Below are 15,914 nucleotides of genomic sequence, written 5' to 3'. Positions count from 1 at the left end.
ATAGGCTAATTGTGCTTATTTATGAGAGTTTAATGGTTGCAGGAAGATTTAATTACCATAAAATCCTTTTTACATTAGATACTTTTCAAACTTCGGAGGAAAAATTAAGTTTTCTTTATGGAGTTAAACTTGAAGTAAATAAGGTTATTCAGTGTTTTACTCAAACTAAATTTCAACCATTAAGAAATTATGTATCTGAAAATAAATTTGCCGATGACGGATGTAGTGAATTAACTGAATTTCTGAAAACAGTAATTGGATACTATAATTCGCCATTATATTCAAATAGATTTATTAGCGAAGAAATTTTAAAAAGACATCTTCGCGAAGAAGTAATTAATTATAAAAAATTTCAAAAACTTGTTGATGCAGAAATAAATTTCTGGATTGAGCAGAGAGAAAAATTTAACAATCAGAAGGAAAATTCGTTTTATAAAAGAGAAGAAAAAATGGAAGAAATTAAAAACAGCCAAAATGAAATAGAAGAAGAAAACCAAAATCGATTTGAGGATGAAAGTTTAAATCAATTTGAAAATTCTACTTCGATTAGAGAACTGAAAGAGAAACAAAGAAAAATTGTTTGGAAAGGGTCTAAAGAAGATTTGATTTACTTTTTTGATCAACTTTACGGATTACAGCTTTTAAAAGTAAAAGGTTACGACGAAATTTTTTCAATAGTTTCTCATTATTTTATTTCGGAAAGCGGTGAATCATTGTTTGTTGAAAAATCAGCTTCGGCAAAAATGAATTTAACCGGACCAAAAATTCCGGAAGGTTATCAAAGATATATGAGAAATATAGAAAAGTTAAAAGCAAAGGAAAAATAAAAAACCGGAAAAAATTCCGGTCTTTTATTTTTTATCTAAAAATTACAATTAATTTTCTTGTTCCGGTTCGTCTTCATTTTCTTCCATTGGTGGAGGTGGAGGCATTAAATTTCTTTTCCCGCGTTCTCCATCAAAATTATGCATTCTTTTAAAATCTCGTGCTTTTTCTCTAAAATCATCCGGCATTTCCGCAAAATGTTTTTTCCAATCTTCTTTTTGGGCTTTATCAAGAATTTTGTAAACATCAAGCCACATTTTTGTTCTTAAATCAGATAAATCATTTCTCAACTTTCCGGCATTTTGAGTTAAACTTACAAATTCATTTTCGCTAAAATTTTCTGAATTGAAAAGTTTTTTAATTTCCAATCTGTTCATTTTCAATTTAGCTTGAAGATCAATAATTTTTTCTTCTTGGTTAAATTGAATTTGATCAAATTTTTTCTTTTGTTCTTCAGTCAAATTTAATTTTTTAATTCCCAGAAAATTGTCTTTAATATTTTTCTGTTTTTGTGCAAATAAATTTTGTGATTGAATTAAAACAAATGCCGATAAAACAACAAACATGAATAACTTTTTCATTTTTCCTCCTTTGTGAATTTATGTTTTGCTTATTTGACACAAGTTTTTTAGTACGGGTTTAATGAAAAAAAAATTAAACCTTGCTCTAAAAATTTTTGTCTAAATTATTGTTAAAGGAAATTTATGGTTGATGAAAAAGAATTTGAACTGGTTACAAACTTTATTAATGGTGATGAAAAATCTTTTAATAAAATTGTAAGGGAGTATCAAAAATTAATTTATTGGAACGCCAGAAGAATGCTTGGAAATCATTACGATGCTGATGAAATTACTCAGCAGGTAATTATTGTTCTTTACAATAAATTAAAAACGTTTAAATTTAATTCATCATTAAAAACTTGGATTTATAAAATTACATTTACTAGAAGTTTAAATTTGATTAGAAAAAATAAAGTGAAAAATTTTTTTAGCATTAATGAATCGTCGATGGATATAAATAGTGAAAATGATATTATTAAAAATTTGGAAGATAAGGAAAAATTAGAAAAACTGAATTCGGCATTGGATAAATTGCCGGTTAAACAGAGAGAAGTTTTTGTTTTAAGAAAATTTGATGAATTAACTTATGAGGAAATTTCAGAAATTACTGGCAAAAGTATCGGCGGATTAAAAGCAAATTATTTTCATGCAGTAAATAAAATTTTAACTAAACTGGAAGATTATGAATAATATATTACGATTTACTAAATATGTTGAAAATGAATTATCAGTTTTAGAAAAGCAAAAATTTGAAAGGGAGCTTTCGGAAAACGAAAATATAAGAAAAGAGTTCAATAAATTTTTATCAAAATACAAAAGTCTAAATCCGGATTTAAATTTTGATGAAAGTTATTTTATAACACTTTTACCAAGAGTAAGAGAAAGAATTTCTGAACAAGAAAATTCATTCTTTAATTTTAGTAAAATTCCTAATGCTGCGTATCTTATTCCGATTTTTTTAATTTCATTCTTATTAATATTTAAGGTAATCAATAACCAAAACAGCGCAAATAAAGAAATAAATTTTAGCAATTTTATTTCCGATTTTACCGAAAACAATGAAATTGCAAATGAACTTTTGAAAGAATCAATTCAATTAAATAATAATGTAAATTATGAATCAAATATTTATTCGGTTCTTTATGATGAAAGTGATTATGAAAAAATTATAATAAATTATCTTGAAGAAAATAATCACATTTTTGAATTGAATGAAAGTGTAGTAAATCAATTATCTGAAAATGAATTTAACTTAGTTTATAATGAACTTATTAATAAAAAAATTCTATAGGAAAACAATGAAACCAACAATTATTTTATTAACAATACTATTTTTTGTGGGAAATATTTTTGCGCAAGAAATAGATAAACCTCTGTTTGAGCAGCCGCATAAAAAATTTGAACAACTTGAACAATTAAAATTATTGGAAATCCTTAATCTTGAAGAAAATACAGCAATAAAGTTTATCACAAGAAGAAACAAAAACAGAGATAAAGTTTTTGAAATAATGAAAGAATTTGACTCAGAACTTGATAAAATGGAAAAAATATTACATAATGAAAAGAAAGAAAAAAATTATTCGGAATTTATAGATAAATGTATCACTTTTGAAATTAAAATTACTGAAGAGAAAAATAATTTTGTAAAATCGCTCGATGATATTTTAACAGATGAACAAATAGCAAAAGTTATTCTTTTTGATAGAAAGTTTAAAAAAGATGTAAGAGATATTCTTTTAGATAAAGGCAGAAAAAGAATTTCTAAAGAAAGAGAAAATTAGCGAAAAAATTTTATTCAATTCAATTGGAACAAACTAAAAAAACTGATTGTTTACCCGTACGCACTTCGTAAAATAGTGTTAATTTAAGATATTGCATTTTTATTATTATAACTTTATCTTTGAAACCTATTTTGCGGAAGTGGTGAAATTGGTATACACGCTATCTTGAGGGGGTAGTGCCCGTAAGGGCATACGGGTTCAAGTCCCGTCTTCCGCACACACATGTTTAACTAAAAAAAGGAAAGGTGAGATTAATGAAGAAATTTTTTAAAATCCTAATTACTCTACTGTTCTCTTTTGCAGCAGTTTTTGCTCAAGAAGCAGAAATGAATGTTGAAGCTGCAAAACTCTATAATGAAGGCAACAAACAAATGAAATCCGGTAATTTTGCTGGAGCTTTAGAAAATTATAATAAAGCTTTGGATATTGATAAAGATTATAGAATTTATTATCAAATTAGTACAGTTTACAAAAAACAAAGAAATTTTGAAAAAGCCGAAGATGCATTAAAAAAATGTTTAGGAGTAAATTCTAAATTTACAACTGCATATAATGCAATGGGTACAAATTACTATTCTTGGGGAAAATATGACCTTGCAATAGAAAATTTCTCAAAGTTTAAAGAAATGAATAAAGAAAAAAAATACCAAGAACAGGCAGCAAAATACATTGGCTTAGCTTATACAAAATTAGGCGAGGATGCATTAAAAGATAAAAATTATGAAAAAGCTTCGGAACATTTGAAAAATGCCGTTGCAAATTATAATTATGATGCTGCCTATTTAAAATTAGCTGACTTATATATCGAAACTGCAAAATATGATGATGCTCTTAAAGCTGCAGATAATGCAATAAATCATAGAGGAGCAAAATCAGAAGTTCCAAAAGGTGCCGCATACTTTTACAAAGCTTTAGCTTTTAAAGGTTTAAATGAAGTTGAAAAAGCGAAAGAAAATTTTAAAATTGCAAGTGCCGATAAACAATACAAAGACCGTTGTAATCACGAATTAAAATATTTGAACTAATCTCAAATTGTTATTTATTAAACCCAAGTAGAAAATTTCTATTTGGGTTTTTTTTATAACATAAAATAATTTAATAAGTTAAGAAGATATTATAATATTTATCTTTAACTTATTCTACTAATTACTTATATTTTAGAAATCTATTTATTAAAAAGTTCTGAAACTTTTCTCTTTAATTTTTGGTTTAATTAGTTATTGTAGAATTTTAAGATTTCTAAAAACTATGAAAAATTCAATCATTATTCTTATCCTACTATTAATTTTTTCAAATTACCAAATTGCCCAAAAAGATATTTCTTTTTATTCAGAAGGAATGAAACAATTTCATAACGGTGATTTTTCGCGAGCTATTTCAAATTTTAACCAATTTATTTCACAATCAGAAGTTGATGAAAATTTACTTTCCAGTGCAAAACTTTATCTTGGAGAAAGTCTATTAGGATTAGAACAATTTGACGGCGCAATTTCGCAATATGAAGAATTTGTTGAAAATTATCCTACATCGAATCTAAGAGAATTAGCACTTTTCAGATTAGGTAATCTTTATTTCGATAAAAAAATATTTGAGAAAAGCAGAGAATATTTGGTAATTCTTGTTAATAAATATCCAGCATCAGATTATTCCGGATCCGCATATCATTTAATAGGTGAAACATTTATTGAGGAAAATGATTTAAATAAAGCCGAACAATTTTTTAGTTCGGCAGTAAATTCTAAATATAACAATAACTTTGTTGATCATAGTATTTTTTCCTTGGCAAATGTTTATGAAAAAAAAGGTGAATACCGCAAAGCTGTTGAATATTATGATAAACTTTTGGGATTCCACCGAAAAAGCGAATTAGCAGCACAATCTCAATATAGAATAGGAGTTTGCTATTTTGAACTTAAAGAATATGATAATGCAATTTTGGAATTATCAGATCCGTTGATTGATGAGTTAGATATTGATGATAAAAATAGCTCGGATTATATTTTGGCAAATTCATTTTACAGATTGAAAGAATATAATAATGCTTCTGATGCATACAAAAGAATTCTAAATAATACGCCTTCTGATGATATGTTAAACAAAATAAGATATGGTTTAGCATGGATTAATTTTCAGCAGAGCGATTATGAAAGTGCATATAAACTTTTTAATTCGTTATCAAACAGTAAAGACGATTCAATCGCAATAAAATCTTTTTATTGGAGCGGCGAAGCAAAAAGGTATGCTGGTAATTATAATGAAGCTATTGAAATCCATAAAAAATTTGCGGAAAAATATCCTAATAATCCTTTAGCGCAAAGAGTTAAGTTAAATATTGGAATAAGTAAATTCAGCGAAAAAAGTTTTGATGAATCGGAAGAATCTTTACTTCAATCATTAAAAAATTCCGATCCGTTTACCAGATCAAAATCTTACACGCTTTTAGGTGAAATTAGTTTGAGAAGAAAAGATTACGCAAAAGCGAAAGAATATTTTCAATATGGATTGAATATTTCACAAATTCCGGTTCAGCTAAAAGATAGATGCCATTTGGGTTTGGGAGTTTCTAATTTCTATCTTAAAAATAGCAATGAAGCAATTAAGAATTTTAATTCGATAAATGAGAATGATACTGAAATTGAAAAAAGTAAATTGTATTTCTATAGAGCCGAAACAAATTTTACACTTGATAATTTTTCAAAATCAATTTCTGATTACAATAAAACAAATGTTGAGGATGATCAATTTACAAATGATGTTATTTACGGAAAAGCATATTCGTATTTTAATTTAACAGATTTTTCCAAATCTGCATATTACTTCAACGAATTTATTAAAAATGCTTCTAGTGATAAAAGATTTAACGAATGCCAATTAAGATTAGGCGATTGTTATTATGCGCAAAAAGATTTTAATAAGGCAAGCACATATTATCAAAGAGCATTAATTAACTCAGCTGAATTTAGTAATGATGAAAGAGCATTTTTTAATTATGGTCAAAGTTTATTTAAATCAGGTGATTCTCAAAATGCAATAAAAGTATTAGATCAAATTCAATTAAAATTTCCTTCTTCAAATTACGCTGATGATTCGCAATACTTAATCGGCTGGATTAATTTTCAGCAAAATGAATTTGATGAAGCAATAAAACATTATAATATTTTGTTTGAAAAATATCCGCAATCAACTTTACTTCCGATAGCACTTTACTCAATTGGCGATGCTTACTTTAACAAAGGCGAATATGATCAAGCAGTGTCTAATTATAATAGAGTAATTTCACAATATCCAAATACACCTTTTGTTTATGATGCTGTAAATGGAATTCAATATTGTTATGTTGTTCAGGATAAACAAGATGATGCTGTAAACTATTTAAGAAATTTTATTAATGAACATCAAGGATTTGATTATGTTGATAAAATCCAAATGAAAATTGGTGAAATTTTTTATAGCTCAAGTCAATATGATTTAGCAATTATTGAGTATGAAAAAGTCGTTAATAATTATCCCCAAAGTGCATCTGTCTCACAAGCTTATTACTGGATGGGAAAAAGTGCAGGATTGTTAAACGATCCGGAAAAAGCGATTCCATATTTTGAATATGTAAAAAATAATTCATTGAATTCTGAAGAAGGATTTAATTCAGTTTTAGAACTTGGGAATATTTATAGAACTCAAAATAATTTGGGAAATGAAATTAGTTTGTATGATGAAGTTTTAAATAAAATAAGTGATTCGAAAAGAATTTCCGAAATTAAATTAGCTAAAGCACAAAGCTACATTGCTAATCAGCAAATTCCTTCGGCATTTCAAGTTTTGCAGGAAATTGTAGATAGCAAAGACGGATCTTTGTTCTATCACAAGGCAGAAATTGAATTAGGAATTTTAGAGCTTTCAAGAAATAATTATGAATATTCTCTGAGTTTATTCAAGGATGTTGTTGATGGAAGAAAAGATGATATTGCCGCTCAAGCAATGTATTATGTGGGATTAAATTATTTTCAGCAGAAGAAAATTCCGGAAGCAATCACAGAACTCATTAAACTTCGTTCAGTTTACACAATGTATGACGAGTGGTACACAAAATCCTTGTTATTGCTCGGTGATTGTTATGTAATTAATAATGATAAAACAAATGCAGCAGAAATGTATAAAGCAGTTTTAAAGCGACATAGAAAAAATCAATTTGCTCAAGAAGCTAATGAGAAGTTAAATCAATTATGAAAAAAATAATATTACTTTTGATTTTAAGTTTTTCTTTACTAATTGCTCAAGAAGATAATACGCAAGGTATTGAATTGCCGGATTTTGTAATAACCGGAAATGAAAATATTACAGTTCCCAAAATTCAAAAATCTCAGCCAAATTTAATTCCGTTATTATCAAAAGATTTTTTCACGCCGTTAAACATTAGTGATGATCAAACAAGTATTGCATTACCAAATTTTGAAAATCAAATTGTTAGCATTCCAAAATATTTGCAATTAACAAATGCATTGCTCAGACTTAATGCAGGCTTGCATACTTGGCCTTCCGGTGAATTTTACTTTAATGATTGGTCAGGTAATTTATCATATAATGCTCATCTTTTTGGATTGAATGAATTGGAATATGTAAAAAATGCGGGATTGAGTTTTGCGGGAATTGGTTTGGGAAGCAAATATTTTGTTGACCATGAATCAGATTTTTTACCGGGACTTGAAATCGATTTGCACGGAAAATATTTATATGAATCATATAATTTTTATGGTTCCGATAATGGAAATTTGGAAAGAATAACAAACGATGGACTTGTTTCTTTATCATTTAATTTTGCAACTGATTCTTATAGAAAATTTGGTTTAACATTTAATAATGAATATTATAAACAAAAAGATGATGCGATTAGCGAAAATGTTTTCTCCACAAATGCTTATGTAAAATTAAAATTAGCAAATTTCGATTTCTTAATTAATGGCGGATTTAAAAATCAGTCAATTAATTCTAATGAATTTTCTGAAGGAAATAACTCTTTCTTTAACACAAGTGCAAGCTTGGCTTTCAATCCTTTTTCATTCTTATATGTTAAAGGCGGAATTTATTTTGCAGAAAGTGAAGGAAATACTTTCTTTGCACCCAATGCCTACGCAAGTATAAAATTCAACAAAAATTTTTCTGTCTTTGGTGAACTTGCACCATCTACAGAATTTTTAACTCTAAGTGATTTTAGAAATGGAAATAGATATTATGAATTAAACAATTTTGTAAATCTTTTTCTCGAAAATAAATTTAATCTTAAAGTTGCCGCAAAATATGAATATGAAAAATATTTTGAAATAAGCGGCGGATTTGGTTATGTAAATTCGGATAACAATTTTTATTTTGAAGATGACTCACTAAATGGAATTTTTACAATTCACAAAAATGATACTGAAAAAGCATTTGCATATTTAAACTTTTTATTTCGAAAAGGACCATTAGGCGAGTTTTACGGAAATTTTATTCTTCAAAATATTTCTGCTTCAAACGCAAAAGATTTGCCGTATAATTCTTCTGTAATTTTAGATTTAAGTTATTCATATAATTGGACAAATTTTGGAGTTAACTTAACACTTAATTATTACGGGAAAACATATACGGATATTGAAAACACAAATGAAATTCCCGTTGCTGCAAATTTAAACGCAAATTTTAACTACGAATTATTTGAGAATTTTGATTTAACATTATCGTTGCAAAATTTACTTAATGATAAATATTATTATTTTAGGAATTATAAAGCAAAACCTTTTGATTTAATTGCAGGTTTTGAATTTAGATGGTAGCTTTTTAATAACCATTCCTAAGAGGATAAAATGGATAAAGAAAAATTAGAACTTAAGTTTGCGGAAATATTAAAAATAAATGAAAGCGAAACCAGTTTTGCATTTAACAAATTTAAAGAAAAAATTGTTGAACAACTTTTAGTTGGCGAAGCTCTTAAAGTAAAAAACTTAGGTGTTTTTCAAATTAAAGAACAATTAAGTGAAGAAACAAATAAATCAAAAATTAGAAAAAAAACACTTCTTTTTTCGCCGGTTGCCGGACTTTCCTCAGAAGATTCTCTATTTCTTACTTTAGATATTCAACAAAAATTTGGCGATGCCGTAGAATTTGACGAAGGAATTTTTCAATTAGGAATCGGCAAACCAATGATTAAGTTGGATGAAAGCCAATCGGATGAACAAATTGATGAACGCGCAATCCAAATTGAAAATAAAATTGATGAATTAATTAGAACTTCTGAAAGAATTCAAAATTATGATATTTGGGAAGATTATTTAGAAGGAAAAGAAAGTAAAAGTATTTTGGATGATGAAGATATTAAAGATGAACTAGATTCATATTTTGATGATGATTTAGATTCAAAAAGTAAGCAGCTTTTTGAAAATGATTTTGAAGAACTAAATGAAGATGAGATATTTAACGAAATTATGAATGAAGGAAATTTGAGCAGTGAGGAATTAAATAATCTTACTTCAGATATAGATAAAGAGTTAAATGTAAAATCTGATCTTGAACCAGAAATAATTGAGGAATCTTTTGAAGATAATTCAGCAAAAATTAATTTAGAGGAATTTGAAAATATAACTGAAAATATAGAGGAAGAAATTCCATCAATTGAAGAAAATATAATTGAAGATAATCCGCAAACTAAATTTAAAGTTGAAATTAGTGAACCGGAAATTCCTATAGAAAATGAAAACATTAATTTAGAAAATTCAGTTGTAAATGATATTGAAGAATTTACAGATGATGTTCAATCGGAAGAAAATATTGAAAATAATTTTGAAGAAGAAGATTTAAGTTTAACTAAAATAAATGTCGAAGAAAAAAATGAAATAGATATGAGATCAAAAATTCCAAAAAGAAGAAATAAAACTTTGGTTAATTCTTTAATTGCGCTTTTTATGTTAATTGCCGTAGTTGGTATTTATTTTTTGTTTTTTGCAAATCCAACTTGGCTTTATGATGAGCATGAAGTAGAAGTTGCGTTATCTGAGCAAAATCAGAAATTGAAAGAAATTAGTACAAAACTGGATGCTGATGAAAAAATTTCTCAATCACAACCACTCCCGGAAATTCCAGTTGATTCTATTAAAATGAATACGGAAGAAATTAAACAAGATTCTGTTCTTAAAGAAGTTGCTAAAAAGGATGAAATCATTAATAAACCAGTGGAAAAAGTTGAACAAAAAATTGAGAAAAAAATTACAGAAGCAGAAACTAAATCTGTAAATAAAGAAAAAGTAAACAAGAATTCCACACAAACACAATTTGTAGATGCAGATCCCAATGAAAAAGAAGTTTCCGATAATATCTACTTTGCCGGCTCTAAATATTCAGTTCAAGTTTCTTCATGGAAACAAAAAAATGTTGCCGAAAGAGAAGTAAACAAATTAAAAAATAAAGGATTTGATGCATATGTTGCAAAAGTTTACATTCCAAAATTTAATGGGACTTGGCACAGAGTGAGAATTGGTCCTTATTCTACAATAGATGAAGCAAAAGTAAATCAGTCAAAATTATAAAGAATCATAGGAATAAAAATGTCAATATTATCAATGCTTTCAAAAGGCGGATGGTTAATGATTCCGCTGTTTATTAGTTCAATTATTGCGGTGGCTATAATTGTTGAAAGATATATTGTAATTAAAAAATCAAAATTAAACGTTCCGGCTTTTTTAGTTAAGATAAGAGGAATGTTGATAAAGGAAGATATTTCCAGTGCAATAAGTTATTGTATCGAAGAAAAATCACCGGCGGCAAATATTATAAAAAGCGGATTAAAAAAATATCATTTAGGTCACGAAAGAGTTAAAGAATCTATTGAAAATGCCGGAAGACAAGAAGTTGCTAAATTAGAAAAAGGATTATCAATCGTTGCAACAATTTCTGGTATTGCACCTCTTTTAGGATTTTTAGGAACGGTAACCGGAATGATTCAAGCTTTTATGCGAATTCAAGATTTGCAAGGTTCTGCTAATCCAAGTGATTTAGCCGGCGGAATTTGGGAAGCACTAATTACAACTGCCGTTGGTTTGGCAATAGGAATTATTGCATTGGCATTTTATAATTATTTAACAACCGGAATAAATAAATTAATTCTTGATATGGAAGTAGTTTCAAATGATGTTCTTGATATTATTGAAGAAACAAGCAGAGGAAATAAAGTTATTCAAGAAGATATTGAAATAGAACTATAGGACTAAAATGAAATTTGAAACAAAAGAAAAACCGTTAAGCTCATTTAACTTTTCATCTTTAACAGATATAGTTTTTTTACTTTTAATCTTCTTTTTACTTTCTTCACAATTTGTAATTCAAACCGGAGTTAAAGTAAAATTGCCAGCTTCAAAAATGAATGAACAAAGTATGCCGACCAAACTTATTGTATCTATTACGGAAGAAAAAGAAGTTTATGTTGGAAGCGAAAAAACGGATATAAGTTCGGTTGCATTAAAATTGGGCGACTTAATGCAAACTATAACAGAAAACAATTTGGTAATTCGTGCAGATAAAACAGTTAATATAGATTTAGTCATTCAAGTTATAGATGCAGCAAAAGCAGTTGGAATAGAAAAATTTACAATCGAAACAGAGAAACAATCATTTTGAAAAACAAAAGAAATCCATATTTATTATCAATTGCAGTTCACTTAATTTTATTGTTGATTTTGTATTTTATTAAATTTAATTCGGAACCGGTTGAAGAAGAATTTGTTACGATTGGATTTGGATCAATTGGGAATTTAAGTTCTGCCGGAGTTTTAGCTCAAACTCCAACGGAAGAAATTCAGAAAAAAGAACCAGAAGTTCAAAAAGAAGTTAAGAAAAAAATTGTTAAAGAAGTTGAATTGCCAAAAGTTCTTCATCCCGATGAAACAAACGATGTTATCCTTGGCTCAGATAAAAAGCAAAGTGAAAAGGAAACCAAACCTGAAGTTGTTGAACCAATAGAAACAAAAGAAGAAGAAGCCGGAAACGGAACTGAAGAAACCGGCGACGGAAATGCAAGTTTTGGATTTGAAATAGATTTTGGCGGAAAAGGTAAAAGAAAAATTTATAGCTATTCGCTTCCTCCTTATCCTGAAGGAGTTTCAAAAGAAATTGATCTAAAATTAAAATTTACAATTCTTTCGGATGGAAGTGTAGGAAGAATTATGCCTTTAATTAAAGCTGATTCTAAATTGGAAATAGCGGCAATCAATTCTTTAAGACAATGGAGATTTGAACCGCTTCCCGAGAGAGCAAAAAATATTGAACAAACTGCGGTTATTATATTTCCTTTTAGGCTGAGGTAGAATTTATATCTTTATAGTAAATTTTAAAAAAGAAAAATTCTGCAATTGTTAAAATTGTTAATGCAATTGTATCTCTATCAAAATATTTTCCTAAACCTTCCGGCTCAAATACAAGTTTTACAAGCATACCGGAAAGCGACCAACCCACACTGAAGAAAATAATTATAAATGCCAAATTTATTAATGCAGAACTAAGTGAATCCTTCTTTAATTTTTTGAAAAAAACATATCCAATAAAAATTATATGTAATAAAAAAATGAAAACAATTATCATAATTTTATTCCCGAGTTTTTAGAATTATAATATTTAGTGCCAACTAATCCGCCAATTAATCCAAAGATAGAATCAACAATTAAATTATTAAAAATTATTGAAATTGTATATAATGATGAAAATCCTTTTTCTTTTATTGAATCAGCAACAGTTTGCATTAATCTTAAAACTTCATCTTTTATTTCTTGCGCTACCGGAAAACTATCCACCATTGTGTTAAGTTCGTTAAATGAATCTAAAATATCATTGTTTCTTGTTAAAAATGTTATAAAAAGATCAAAGAAACTTCCGAATAATGCAGCGAATAAACCGGTCAATAATCCTAAAATTGCTCCACGCTTAAGATTAAAATTTCCATTTATGTTTTCTGATTTTGCTGCTAAAGTTATCGCAAAAAAAGATGCTACCGGAACTATCAAACAGCACGTTAATGATTTTGCAATTGGCACAATGTGTAAAACTCCGGCTGAAAATCCCGCGACCAATGCAGGCAAATATTTTTTCAAAATTAACCTTTCTGTTTAATGAGTAAATTTAAAATTAGTTTATGAATATATGAAAATCCGATTGAACCTAAAAGTAATCCGGTAACTAAAGAAAGCAAATGAATGTAAGGATAAGCATTTAATGTTGTAAAAATTACATCAAGAAATAATGGGATTGAAAATATAAGTAATTGCTTTGTCGAAATAGATTTTTCAAATCCAAAGATTATTAAAATTATACTTATCAAACTTCCAAAATAAATTCCCGTGCATCTAGAGCAAACCAATGTATGATATCCAAAATAAGTAAAAAGTTTTTCTGATTGAGTGTGACAAACAATTGAATAATTATATTTGAGAAAAGGGAAAATGTAAAATAAAGAAGGAAACAAATTCAATAGAAATTCTGCTAAAATTCCCAAACACCAAATAAAAATAATGAAGAATAAAAATAGATTAACCGAATTAACTTTTATATTAAACAATTTTATTTTATGATAAAATATTTAATAATTCTATGTTGTGAAAGAAGCAGTAAATAATTCCCAATTATTTTTGCATCAATAATATTTTCTTCATCCAAATGTGGAAAACTTGTAAAATCAAAAATAATTTTTCTATCAGAAATATTTAAGATAGAAAATTTGTTTTTGTTTATCAGAACTAAATTGTCAAAATCAAATTTTATTTTATCTGCAAAAAAATCTAATTTAAAATAGAAAAGATCGTTTCCATATTGATCAAAAACTTTAATCGTTTGTTCATCAAGGACAAATAAATTATTTGAATTATCGATTGCAAAACTTTTGGGATTATTTATTGCAAAATTTCCGGCATCATTTCCGCCGATTTCTTGAAGAAATTCTCCGTTTAAATTAAACTTTAAGATTTTATTATTATCAGAATCCAAAATAAATAAATCGCCGATGTTTGAAATTTCAACACAAATAGGATATCCAAACTGCACTTCACTTTGAGAATCTGTACCGGAATATTCCGATAAAAAATTTAAATCTTTATCAAACCTTTGAATTCGATTATTATTTTTATCAGCAACATAAAGACTTAGCGTATTTGTAACGATATCAATTGGTTCATCAAAAGTTGATTGATCCCAGCCAAAACCGCCAATACTATTTAATAATTTCCCGGTTGAGTCAAATTTAGAAATTGTATTTAATTTTGCATCAGCAACAAAAATATTATTGGACAAATCAATATCAAACGAAGATGCATTTTCAAAATTTCCAAAATCATTTACAAATTGTAAAGTTTGTGAAATTAAAATTGCAGGAAGAAAAAATATTGCAAATAGAATTTTCATAAATTAAAGTTACTTAAAATGTTATTTTTAGAAAAGTGATTATTGTTAAAAAGAAAATGCTAATATGAAAGATGAAGAAAGCAAAAGAATAAAAAAAATATTTGCAATTCTTAAAAAAGAATATCCAAATACTAAACCGCAGTTGGAATTTACAAATCCGCTTCAACTTCTTGTTGCAACAATTTTAAGTGCTCAATGTACAGATGCGAGAGTAAATATTGTAACTAAAGAATTATTTAAAAAATATGTTGACGCAGAAGATTTCTCGAATGCGAAAATTGAAGAGTTGGAAAAATATATTTTCTCAACCGGATTTTACAAACAGAAAGCAAAAAGCATTAAAAATTGCTGCACAATTTTAGTTGAAAAATATAATTCAACAGTTCCAAATAATTTTGATGAACTTACAAAATTACCCGGAGTTGGGAGAAAGACTGCTTCAGTTGTTGCCGGACACGCTTTCAATATTCCAGCAATTGCAGTTGATACGCACGTAAATAGAATTTCAAATTTATTGGGTTTAGTGAATTCTTCAAATCCGGAAATAATTGAAAATAAATTGAAAACACTTTTACCCAAAGAAGATTGGGTAAATTCAACACATTGGTTTATAAATCACGGGAGAAAAATCTGTATTGCAAGAAGACCAAATTGTAAAAATTGTGTTGTAGAAAAATATTGCCCAAGTTCTAATCTAAAGAAGGAAAAATAAATGGAACGAAACAGAGAATTTTGCCATAGACTTTTAAAAGAATATACTCAGAATGAAAGTTTGTTAAAACATGCATATTCAGTTGAAGCATGTGTTAAAGAATATGCAAAAAAGTTTAATGAAGATATTGAGTTTTGGGGAAATGTTGCTTTGCTTCATGATTTTGATTATGAAAAATTTCCATCAATGGTAGATCATCCTACTCAAGGAGAAAAAATTCTAAAGGAAAAAGGATTTTCAGAAATTTTCACAAGAGCAATTTTATCACATGCAGATCATACAAATGTTAAGCGAGAAAGTTTACTTGAAAAAGTTTTATATGCTTGTGATGAATTATCCGGATTTATAACTGCGGTAACTTTGGTAAGACCGAATAGGAAAATTGATGAAGTTGAAGTAAGTTCAGTTAAGAAAAAAATGAAAGATAAAGCTTTTGCAAAAGCAGTTAAAAGGGAAGATATAATTAACGGTGCGGCAGATTTAAATATTTCGCTTGATGAACATATTCAATTCTGCATAAATGCATTGCGTGGAATTAAAGATAATTTAGGTCTTTAATTTTGCATCATTTTTTAACTTAAAAATTTTTAGATTTGATCGAGAATTAATTTAATTAAAATATACTTTGAG

18 protein-coding genes and 1 tRNA gene are annotated in these 15,914 nt (G+C 27.5%); 14 read left to right on the top strand and 5 right to left on the bottom strand.

Translation table 11 applies throughout. The features are described from left to right. Positions 1 to 32 precede the first annotated feature (32 nt). Positions 33 to 827, top strand: a complete 795-nt coding sequence (locus tag IPH62_01440; protein ID MBK7103933.1) for a hypothetical protein — start codon at positions 33 to 35, stop codon at positions 825 to 827. Between the two features lie 48 nt (positions 828 to 875). Here IPH62_01440 and IPH62_01435 read toward each other — a convergent pair whose 3' ends face one another. Continuing rightward, a complete protein-coding gene (locus IPH62_01435) occupies positions 876 to 1,406 on the bottom strand; it encodes a Spy/CpxP family protein refolding chaperone (GenBank protein ID MBK7103932.1) in 531 nt (176 codons plus the stop codon). A gap of 123 nt (positions 1,407 to 1,529) precedes the next feature. On the opposite strand from IPH62_01435, the gene IPH62_01430 reads away from it, so the two are divergent. The 11 genes from IPH62_01430 to IPH62_01380 all read left to right on the top strand — a co-directional run bounded on the left by IPH62_01430 (position 1,530) and on the right by IPH62_01380 (position 12,489). Further along, positions 1,530 to 2,075 (top strand): RNA polymerase sigma factor, encoded by a 546-nt coding sequence (locus IPH62_01430; GenBank protein ID MBK7103931.1) that lies wholly within the window; start codon positions 1,530 to 1,532, stop codon positions 2,073 to 2,075. Next, positions 2,068 to 2,676, top strand: coding sequence for a hypothetical protein (locus tag IPH62_01425; GenBank protein ID MBK7103930.1), 609 nt, complete (start codon positions 2,068 to 2,070; stop codon positions 2,674 to 2,676). The genes IPH62_01430 and IPH62_01425 overlap by 8 nt, the downstream gene beginning before the upstream one ends. Positions 2,677 to 2,683: 7 nt before the next feature. Next, positions 2,684 to 3,166, top strand: coding sequence for a hypothetical protein (locus IPH62_01420; protein ID MBK7103929.1), 483 nt, complete (start codon positions 2,684 to 2,686; stop codon positions 3,164 to 3,166). Positions 3,167 to 3,299: 133 nt separating this feature from the next. Beyond that, positions 3,300 to 3,383: transfer RNA gene (locus IPH62_01415), tRNA-Leu, on the top strand. A 37-nt stretch (positions 3,384 to 3,420) separates the two neighbouring features. Continuing rightward, positions 3,421 to 4,191 carry a tetratricopeptide repeat protein gene (locus tag IPH62_01410; protein MBK7103928.1) on the top strand — a complete coding sequence of 257 codons (771 nt, stop codon included), beginning with the start codon at positions 3,421 to 3,423 and terminating at the stop codon, positions 4,189 to 4,191. Between the two features lie 223 nt (positions 4,192 to 4,414). Further along, positions 4,415 to 7,390, top strand: a complete 2,976-nt coding sequence (locus IPH62_01405) for a tetratricopeptide repeat protein (protein MBK7103927.1) — start codon at positions 4,415 to 4,417, stop codon at positions 7,388 to 7,390. Beyond that, positions 7,387 to 8,970: a hypothetical protein gene (locus IPH62_01400; GenBank protein ID MBK7103926.1), complete on the top strand. Its 1,584-nt coding sequence runs from the start codon at positions 7,387 to 7,389 to the stop codon at positions 8,968 to 8,970. Before IPH62_01405 ends, IPH62_01400 begins: the two co-directional genes overlap by 4 nt. Before the next feature lie 30 nt (positions 8,971 to 9,000). Continuing rightward, complete coding sequence (locus IPH62_01395; GenBank protein ID MBK7103925.1) at positions 9,001 to 10,716, top strand: SPOR domain-containing protein; 1,716 nt, start codon at positions 9,001 to 9,003, stop codon at positions 10,714 to 10,716. Positions 10,717 to 10,734: 18 nt separating this feature from the next. Next, on the top strand, positions 10,735 to 11,391 hold the full coding sequence (locus IPH62_01390; protein ID MBK7103924.1) for a MotA/TolQ/ExbB proton channel family protein: 657 nt from the start codon (positions 10,735 to 10,737) through the stop codon (positions 11,389 to 11,391). A gap of 7 nt (positions 11,392 to 11,398) precedes the next feature. Then, on the top strand, positions 11,399 to 11,803 hold the full coding sequence (locus IPH62_01385; GenBank protein ID MBK7103923.1) for a biopolymer transporter ExbD: 405 nt from the start codon (positions 11,399 to 11,401) through the stop codon (positions 11,801 to 11,803). Further along, a complete protein-coding gene (locus tag IPH62_01380) occupies positions 11,800 to 12,489 on the top strand; it encodes a hypothetical protein (GenBank protein ID MBK7103922.1) in 690 nt (229 codons plus the stop codon). Before IPH62_01385 ends, IPH62_01380 begins: the two co-directional genes overlap by 4 nt. Here the strand turns inward: IPH62_01380 and IPH62_01375 are convergent. Genes IPH62_01375 through IPH62_01360 form a run of 4 tightly spaced genes read right to left on the bottom strand, consistent with a single transcriptional unit; the run spans position 12,476 to position 14,572 of the window. Next, the gene (locus IPH62_01375) at positions 12,476 to 12,763 is read right to left on the bottom strand and encodes a hypothetical protein (GenBank protein MBK7103921.1); all 288 of its coding nucleotides are present in this window, start codon (positions 12,761 to 12,763) and stop codon (positions 12,476 to 12,478) included. The two genes, IPH62_01380 and IPH62_01375, sit on opposite strands and share 14 nt — an antisense overlap. After that, positions 12,760 to 13,269 carry a DUF4199 family protein gene (locus tag IPH62_01370; protein MBK7103920.1) on the bottom strand — a complete coding sequence of 170 codons (510 nt, stop codon included), beginning with the start codon at positions 13,267 to 13,269 and terminating at the stop codon, positions 12,760 to 12,762. Before IPH62_01370 ends, IPH62_01375 begins: the two co-directional genes overlap by 4 nt. Positions 13,270 to 13,271: 2 nt before the next feature. Next, positions 13,272 to 13,733 (bottom strand): DUF2085 domain-containing protein, encoded by a 462-nt coding sequence (locus IPH62_01365; protein ID MBK7103919.1) that lies wholly within the window; start codon positions 13,731 to 13,733, stop codon positions 13,272 to 13,274. A 2-nt stretch (positions 13,734 to 13,735) separates the two neighbouring features. After that, positions 13,736 to 14,572: an NHL repeat-containing protein gene (locus tag IPH62_01360; protein ID MBK7103918.1), complete on the bottom strand. Its 837-nt coding sequence runs from the start codon at positions 14,570 to 14,572 to the stop codon at positions 13,736 to 13,738. 64 nt (positions 14,573 to 14,636) lie between these two features. Between IPH62_01360 and nth the strand changes: the two genes are divergently transcribed. Together nth and IPH62_01350 are read left to right on the top strand one after the other, a co-directional pair. Next, the gene (gene nth, locus IPH62_01355; GenBank protein ID MBK7103917.1) at positions 14,637 to 15,284 is read left to right on the top strand and encodes an endonuclease III; all 648 of its coding nucleotides are present in this window, start codon (positions 14,637 to 14,639) and stop codon (positions 15,282 to 15,284) included. Continuing rightward, positions 15,285 to 15,842 (top strand): HDIG domain-containing protein, encoded by a 558-nt coding sequence (locus IPH62_01350; protein MBK7103916.1) that lies wholly within the window; start codon positions 15,285 to 15,287, stop codon positions 15,840 to 15,842. Positions 15,843 to 15,914: the final 72 nt, after the last annotated feature.

The organism is Ignavibacteriota bacterium (assembly GCA_016708125.1).
GTDB lineage: Bacteria > Bacteroidota > Ignavibacteria > Ignavibacteriales > Melioribacteraceae.
Note: the sequence above shows the minus strand (reverse complement) of the source record. Positions and strands in the feature narration are given on the sequence as shown.